Below are 3,403 nucleotides of genomic sequence, written 5' to 3'. Positions count from 1 at the left end.
GCCGTTCGACCGCATCACGATCCCCACGCGCCTTCAGCAGCGTGCCCTCGACCTCCTCGGCGTCCGTCTCTGACTGTTCCCAGTAGCCTCGCACCGAACTGCGTGTATCCGAGCACTTGCGCTCGTGCCCGGGGGAACTTCAGTTTAGAAGAACTCGATCTCGCCGGCCTCGACGATCTCGGGCGCCTCGTCGGGGCGGTCGGCGGACTTGGCGCGGAGCACGAGTTCGACGTACACCGGGGTCGAGAACGACTCGACCGCGAACGGCACCACGAGCGACGGCTTGCGCGTGCGGTGGCGCAGGCGCACGGCGTCGCCCTCGACGATCGTCGGCGTGGACTGGTCGCTGCGGAGCCCGCGCGCGGCGTAGTGCGTGCGGACGACGCCGGCGATCCGGTTGATCAGCTCGCCGGCGGCGTCCCACACCAGGTCCTTGGTGCGCGGCTTTTCGCCCAGCCAGTCGCGCGCCAGACGGGTGAACAGAAGCGGGTTGCCCGACACGAGCACGCAGCCGTCCAGGTCCTCGCCGCCCAGCTCCACGATGGCGGTCATCTCGCCGAGCATGCGGCTGCTCACGCGCAAAAGCGGCTGCATCGGCTCGAGCCGGATGCCGGCCATGATCGAGGGAAGGCCGTCCTGGATGGCGGCCGCGACCGCGGGGTCGTAGTCGTGCTCGCCCACCCGGCGCGCGACCGCGGCCGCGACCTCGGCCGGATCGGTGCCCAGCGGCAGGATCGGCTGGACGCCGAGGGCCGCGAGCTGGTCGGCGCGGTCGTCGCCGGCCGGCGCGCACATCGCCACGCACTTGAGCTGCGGATTGTCGAACGCGATCTGGCGCAGCCGCGCGAACGCCTCCTCCGGCAGCCCGTTGAGCGACACCGCGACCGCCGCGAAACGCTCGTCGCGCTCGAGCAGCGCGAACGGGTGCGGATCGCCGTCAGCCGGCTCGTGCGGTTCGAGGCCGATCTCGTGCAGCGCGCGGACCAGCTCCGGCCCCGCCGGCGGCGCCACGTTGACGACGAGGACGCGCGCGCCGATCGCCGCGGGGGCGAACTCGCCGGTCTCGTCGTCGGGCCCGCCCGCCGCGTCGCGCGCGCCGGGGCGCGCCGAGCCGCCCGCCGGGACGGACACGCCGAGCGCGCCGGCGAGCTTGCCGACGAGTTCGTCGTCCGGCGCGGCCGCGAGCACGAATCCGGCGAGGTCCAGCGGCATCAGCCGCGCGAACAGCGACGTCTGCAGCTTGTCGGTGACCACCAGCGCGCGGGTGGTCACCCCCGCGTCGCGCAGCGCGCGCAGCGCGTCGACGCCGGCGTCCGGATCGCCGGTGAGATCGACGATCACGAGCGCGTAGCCGGCGCGGGCGGTCCGGTGCAGCGCCTCGGCGGCGGACGCCGCGGCGTCGCAGCCGGCGCCGAGCCGGTCGGCGGCGAGCGCCACCCGGCGGCCGACGGCGGCGCCGCCCACGACCAGGATGCGGAGCGCCGCGCGGCCGCGCACGGGGGACGCGATGTGAGCAGCCGTCGCCATGGTCAACTCAAGACCTTGCGGACCCCCTTGAGCAGCAGGTCGGGTTTGAACGGCTTGACGATCCACGCGTTGGCGCCCGCGGCCTTGCCCCGGGCCACCACGTCGCGCGACGCCTCGGTGGTCAACATGAAGATCGGCGTCGCCGCGTGCTTCGGCGACTGCCGCAGCCGGCTCACCATCGTGATGCCGTCCATCACCGGCATGTTCACGTCGACGATCATCATGTCGACCTCGTGAGCCTCGGCCTGCTCGATCCCGCGGGCGCCGTCTTCGGCCTCGAGTACCCGATAGCCGCCGCCTGACAACACCTGGCGCAGTTGGGTGCGCACCGTCGCCGAGTCGTCGATTACGAGCACCGTCTTCTGCATGGCAACACCTCGTCGCGTCCAATGAGTCGGCACGACCGCGCGATCCTTGAGCGCCGCGCCCCGCGTGTGGACGGCGCCGGTCCGCGGCGCTGTCTCGGGGCCGCCGCGGACGGCGAACGAGCGCCTTCGGTCCCGCGCCCTCTTCTAAAGACCCGCGACGCGCGACCGATTCACCAGGCGTGCCGGTTCCCGCCACCCCTCAGCCGAACGTCGCGCGCGTGAGCGAGACCGTGCGCTCGGTCCTGCTGTCCAAGATCGAGTCCGGATCGCTCGCGCTGCCGTCGATGCCCGGCGTCGCGCTCAAGGTGATTCGCACCCTGGAAGATCGGGACGGCGCGCTCGCCGCCGTCGTGCCGATCGTCGAGACGTGTCCCATCACGACCGCCGAGGTGATTCGCCAGGCGAACGCCGCCGCCAACGGCCGGCGGGTCGCGTCCGTCGAGCAGGCAGTGACACGCCTCGGTCAGCTGCGCCTGATGCGGATCGCGGTCGAGATCAGCGTGCGCGAGTTCGCGCTGTCGAAGAAGTCGGCCATTTCGGGAGACTTCCGCGCGATCTGGGACCACTCGGTCGCCACCGCGATCGCGGCGCGCGACCTCGCCAAGCTGGCGAACTACGCCGAGCCGGAGCTGGCCTACCTCGGCGGCCTGCTGCACGACATCGGCAAGATCGTGTGCGGCGACATCCTGCTGTACGTCGAGGCGACCACGGACCGCCTGCCGGCGAACTGGGCCGACTGGTGGCTCGAGGTGGTGGGCAGCGTGCACCGGCCGGTCGGGATCGCGGTGGCCAAGGCCTGGGAGCTGCCGCCGGAGGTGGTCGCCGGCGTCGAGGACATCGCCGACTACGACCCGGCGGAACCGGCGAGCGCGCCGAACCTGGTGCGCCTGGCCAACGCGCTCGCCAAGAAGGCCGGCCTGTACGCCGGACCGGTCGACGCGACCGAGCTGGACGCGCTGATCCTGGTCGGCACGCAGCTCCTCGGCGTCGACGCGGCCGCGGTCGACGCGCTCGCCGGCGAACTGCCGGCGCGGGTGGCCGCCGCGACCGGGGAGTGACGCCCGCGGCCGGCGGCGTGCCGGCGCCGAGGCCTAAACCGAAGCGGCGCGCGGCCGACCCACGTACCGACCGAAACGGAGCAAGACGCGCGACCATCCCGCTCATGGACACGCCCGACACCGACCTCGCCCGCCGCCCCGACGATGGAGCCGCATCCCTCGCCTCCGGCGGCCTGACGTCAGCGGCCGTCGCGCGGCGCCCGGACACCGTCCGGCTCGCGGCGATGGCCGCCCGGCTCGCCGACGGCGCCCGGCCGCGCGCGACCACCGGCCGCCACGCGAAGCCCGCCCCGACCGCCGAGCCGACCGGCCCCGGCCGCGCGGCGCTGGCGCTGCCCGTCGGGCTCGCGCTCGGGCTCGGCGCGCTGACCGCGGCCGCGGCGGCCGCCGCGCTGCCCGGCGCCGCCGGCATCGCCCTGGCCGCGGCCGCCGCCGCGGCCGGGGTCGGCG

At 74.3% G+C, this 3,403-nt stretch carries 4 protein-coding genes; 2 read left to right on the top strand and 2 right to left on the bottom strand.

Annotation, left to right across the window (positions count from 1 at the left end; all coding sequences use genetic code 11):
* Positions 1–144: 144 nt before the first annotated feature.
* Together D6689_06390 and D6689_06385 are read right to left on the bottom strand one after the other, a co-directional pair.
* Positions 145–1,527 carry a hypothetical protein gene (locus D6689_06390; protein ID RMH43001.1) on the bottom strand — a complete coding sequence of 461 codons (1,383 nt, stop codon included), beginning with the start codon at positions 1,525–1,527 and terminating at the stop codon, positions 145–147.
* A gap of 2 nt (positions 1,528–1,529) precedes the next feature.
* Complete coding sequence (locus D6689_06385) at positions 1,530–1,895, bottom strand: response regulator (protein ID RMH43000.1); 366 nt, start codon at positions 1,893–1,895, stop codon at positions 1,530–1,532.
* A 218-nt stretch (positions 1,896–2,113) separates the two neighbouring features.
* On the opposite strand from D6689_06385, the gene D6689_06380 reads away from it, so the two are divergent.
* Together D6689_06380 and D6689_06375 are read left to right on the top strand one after the other, a co-directional pair.
* The gene (locus tag D6689_06380) at positions 2,114–2,953 is read left to right on the top strand and encodes an HDOD domain-containing protein (protein ID RMH42999.1); all 840 of its coding nucleotides are present in this window, start codon (positions 2,114–2,116) and stop codon (positions 2,951–2,953) included.
* Positions 2,954–3,057: 104 nt separating this feature from the next.
* Positions 3,058–3,403, top strand: a 346-nt coding sequence (locus D6689_06375) for a hypothetical protein (GenBank protein ID RMH42998.1), incomplete at its 3' end; no start/stop codon positions are given.

It is taken from the genome of Deltaproteobacteria bacterium (assembly GCA_003696105.1).
Lineage (GTDB): Bacteria > Myxococcota_A > Polyangia > Haliangiales > J016 > J016.
The sequence above is the reverse complement of the archived record's forward strand: the minus strand, read 5'-3'. Positions and strand labels throughout refer to the sequence as shown.

Bases quoted from the DNA above. Each gene is read 5' to 3' on its own strand.
- D6689_06385 (RMH43000.1), bottom strand. From the start codon at position 1,895: ATGCAGAAGACGGTGCTCGTAATCGACGACTCGGCGACGGTGCGCACC.
- D6689_06390 (RMH43001.1), bottom strand. From the start codon at position 1,527: ATGGCGACGGCTGCTCACATCGCGTCCCCCGTGCGCGGCCGCGCGGCG.